Source organism: Mesorhizobium sp. M1A.F.Ca.IN.020.04.1.1, from assembly GCF_003997315.1.
Taxonomy (GTDB): Bacteria; Pseudomonadota; Alphaproteobacteria; order Rhizobiales; family Rhizobiaceae; genus Mesorhizobium.
The window spans coordinates 1-2,832 of sequence record NZ_RZSN01000324.1 but is presented as its reverse complement, the minus strand read 5'-3'; the positions used below and the strand labels follow the sequence as shown (position 1 = coordinate 2,832).

The 2,832-nt window shown below is 65.0% G+C and carries 4 protein-coding genes and 1 pseudogene; 2 read left to right on the top strand and 3 right to left on the bottom strand.

Annotation, left to right across the window (positions count from 1 at the left end):
- A pseudogene (locus EOA49_RS31315) lies at window positions 1-616 on the bottom strand (helix-turn-helix domain-containing protein); the annotation flags it as partial.
- 134 nt (window positions 617-750) lie between these two features.
- On the opposite strand from EOA49_RS31315, the gene EOA49_RS31310 reads away from it, so the two are divergent.
- Together EOA49_RS31310 and EOA49_RS31305 are read left to right on the top strand one after the other, a co-directional pair.
- The gene (locus EOA49_RS31310; RefSeq protein ID WP_067329733.1) at window positions 751-1,500 is read left to right on the top strand and encodes a DUF899 family protein; all 750 of its coding nucleotides are present in this window, start codon (window positions 751-753) and stop codon (window positions 1,498-1,500) included.
- 76 nt (window positions 1,501-1,576) lie between these two features.
- Window positions 1,577-1,906 carry a hypothetical protein gene (locus tag EOA49_RS31305; protein ID WP_245460852.1) on the top strand — a complete coding sequence of 110 codons (330 nt, stop codon included), beginning with the start codon at window positions 1,577-1,579 and terminating at the stop codon, window positions 1,904-1,906.
- Here the strand turns inward: EOA49_RS31305 and EOA49_RS31300 are convergent.
- Window positions 1,837-2,298 carry a response regulator gene (locus tag EOA49_RS31300; protein WP_127243571.1) on the bottom strand — a complete coding sequence of 154 codons (462 nt, stop codon included), beginning with the start codon at window positions 2,296-2,298 and terminating at the stop codon, window positions 1,837-1,839. The genes EOA49_RS31305 and EOA49_RS31300 overlap by 70 nt on opposite strands.
- 40 nt (window positions 2,299-2,338) lie before the next feature.
- Window positions 2,339-2,770 (bottom strand): sensor histidine kinase, encoded by a 432-nt coding sequence (locus EOA49_RS31295; protein ID WP_127243570.1) that lies wholly within the window; start codon window positions 2,768-2,770, stop codon window positions 2,339-2,341.
- Window positions 2,771-2,832: the final 62 nt, after the last annotated feature.

Sequence of the window (2,832 nt, the reverse complement as noted above, 5' to 3'; positions counted from 1 at the left end):
CCTTCGACACGAGCCGCGCGACGGGCATGTTCAGCACCAGCGACGCGCTTTCGACCTCCGCCTTCAGCGCCGGGATATTGGCTTCGTAGGCTGCGAGCGCGGCCCGGCCAAGCGCGGCGCGCGCGGCCTTCGTCCGCAGGCGCCTGACCGCGATACCCGCGGCCGCGAGCTCGTGCGCGACGCGCGCGACCGGCGGCAACGGCCCCGGATCGAAGCCGGCAAGCAGCCGCTCGGCTTCGTCGAGCCGGCCGATCAGGACAAGGCGACGCGCTTCGAGGCTGCCGGCATAGGCGGCGTTGACCCGATCTCCATGCGCTTGAAGCGTCGTGCGGGCGGCTCGCAACGCTTTGTCCGGCCAGCCGAGATCGCGCGAGACCAGCGCGATCTCGGCTTCGGCGACGACGCAGCGGGCGCGCGCAACCGCCTCTTTCGGGCTGAAGGCGCGGGCGGCGCTCTTCAGCAGCGCCTTGGCCTTGGCGAAATTGCCGAGCTGCGCCATCGCGATGCCGCGCAGCGCCAGCGCGGGGGCGTCGTCGCGCAACGCGACGCGCTTCAGGGCGCCCAGCGGATCACCGGTCGCGAGCGCGCGGCCGGCGGCATTGATCATCGAGTCCATGCAATGCTCGCCCCGATGCCCCCTTCCGGGTCTGCCGGATCAAATCGCGCCACACTTGTAACTCTCACCATCGCGCCATCCGGCTCTAAGTTTCCCTTGTCACCCCAACCAAACGCAAGAACGGGACAAGAGCAATGACCCAACACATGAAGACACCACCGGTCGTTTCGCCGGAAGCCTGGGAAGGCGCGTATGAAGAAATGCTGGTGAAGGAAAAGGCGCTCACCCGCGCCCGCGACGCGCTGGCTGCGGAACGCCGCCGCATGCCGTGGATGCCTGTCGAGAAGGACTATGTGTTCGAAGGCCCGAACGGCAAGGCAAGCCTGCTCGACCTCTTCGAAGGCCGCCGGCAGTTGGTCATCTACCGCGCCTTCTTCGAGCCCGGCGTCTATGGCTGGCCGGAGCACGCCTGCCGCGGCTGCTCGCTCGGCGCCGACATGGTCGGCAACCTCGCCCATCTCAACGCCCGCGACACCACGCTTGCCTATGCGTCCCGAGCGCCGCAGGCCGACATTCAGCGTCTGAAGCAGCGGATGGACTGGAAGATGCCCTGGTACACCATCACCGACAGCTGGGACAAGGATTTCGGCGTCGACGAATGGCACGGCCACAACGTCTTTATCCATGACGGCAACCGTATCTTCCGCACCTATTTCGTCAACAACCGCGGCGACGAGGCGTTCGGCACGGTGTGGAGCTATCTCGACGTCACCCCGCTCGGCCGCCAGGAGGTGTGGGAGGATTCGCCCGAGGGCTATCCGCAGACCCAGACCTACAAGTGGTGGAACTGGCACGACAACTATGAGGAAGGCGCCGCGCCCGACCAGCGATGGGTCGAGGTCTCGGATGCCGGCGAAGCGGCGTTTCGCAACAAGAACGCCTGAACGCGAAGCGACTCTGGCGGCGTCGCCCGCGCCGCCAGAGCCGAACTTTCCTGAGAGCAGTTGGAAGGTGGAGATCATGAGCATCGACAATCCCACCCCTCGCCCGGCAGGCCTGAGCGGATTCGGCCTGGCCGACTGGTTATGTCTCGCGGCGGCGCCGACCTTTGCCGTCATGGCGTTGCTCACGGCCGCCGGTAGCGGACCGGACGCGATGTGCATGTCCGGGCCCGGAGCCTCCGTGCTCAGCGGCATGACGCCGATGTATTTCCTGATGGCTGCCTTCCACCTCGCGCCCTGGCTGCGGCTGCTCGCCAGAGGGGTGGCGGAATCGGCGCTTCAACCTGCCGACGAGCTGCCGGACCTAAGCGCGGAGCGGATGGCTGAGAGCAGGGATGCCGGCGTGTAAGGTGTTAACAGCCAGCCCAGCGGCTCCGCGGGTGCTGCCCGGGCGCGAACGTCGGAATCGGAATGCGCGGTCGCAAAAACCGAGCGCAAACCGTAAATTCGAAACAGCTCCAGGGCGGTTTGAATTCCATCCATGGCCCCGGACAGCCGGATATCCATCACAACCAGATCAGGCCGGTCCGCAGCTGCGCTATCGAGCGCTTCCTCGCCCGAGCCAACGACCACGACCTCGAAACCGGCCGCGGTCAGAGTGCTCTCCATCTCGAGGGAGATGAGAAAATCGTCCTCGACGACCAAGATCCGCGTGGGCAATGCGGCGGCCACAGGTTCGGCCGACGCGGCTTTCGTTGGGATTGGCCGACGGCGTCCGTGTGGGGCAGCAAGCTCGGTCATCGAGAGCCATCCAGGAACTGAAGAAGAGCCGGCAAGAGCTTCATGAGAACCGAATGCTGCAGCGCGTCTTCGGTTCCTTGGTAACGACAAGCTTGCCGTGCAGCTGCCGCGCCAAGCCCTGAACCAGCTTCAATCCGGACGAACGGTCGCGGACCGAAGCCAGGTCAAAGCCGGGACCGCTGTCTTCGACGAATACCTGGAAGCCGTCGACATCGCGCCGAAGCCCGACCCGGATTGTGCCGGCTCCGTCGGGAGTTCCATATTTTATGGCGTTGGTCAGAAGCTCGTTCAGGATCAGCGCCAGCGGCATTGCAACGTCATTCGAAAGCTTTGCATCATCAGCCTCGAACTCAACCGCGACTTCCTTCGGGAAGGTCTGCTTTATTGTCCCGCAAACCGCAAGCAAGAAACCCTTCGCGTTGAACTGCGTCGAATCGACCGTCTCGTACAGGACCTGCTGAGCAGCGGCCATGGCCGCTGCTCAGCAGGTCCTGTACGAGACGGTCGATTCGACGCAGTTCAACGCGAAGGGTT

What these genes read in the sequence shown, in the direction of transcription:
- EOA49_RS31305 (WP_245460852.1), top strand. Translation starts at nt 1,577, where the DNA reads ATGAGCATCGACAATCCCACCCCTCGCCCGGCAGGCCTGAGCGGATTC.
- EOA49_RS31295 (WP_127243570.1), bottom strand. Translation starts at nt 2,770, where the DNA reads ATGGCCGCTGCTCAGCAGGTCCTGTACGAGACGGTCGATTCGACGCAG.
- EOA49_RS31310 (WP_067329733.1), top strand. Translation starts at nt 751, where the DNA reads ATGACCCAACACATGAAGACACCACCGGTCGTTTCGCCGGAAGCCTGG.
- EOA49_RS31300 (WP_127243571.1), bottom strand. Translation starts at nt 2,298, where the DNA reads ATGACCGAGCTTGCTGCCCCACACGGACGCCGTCGGCCAATCCCAACG.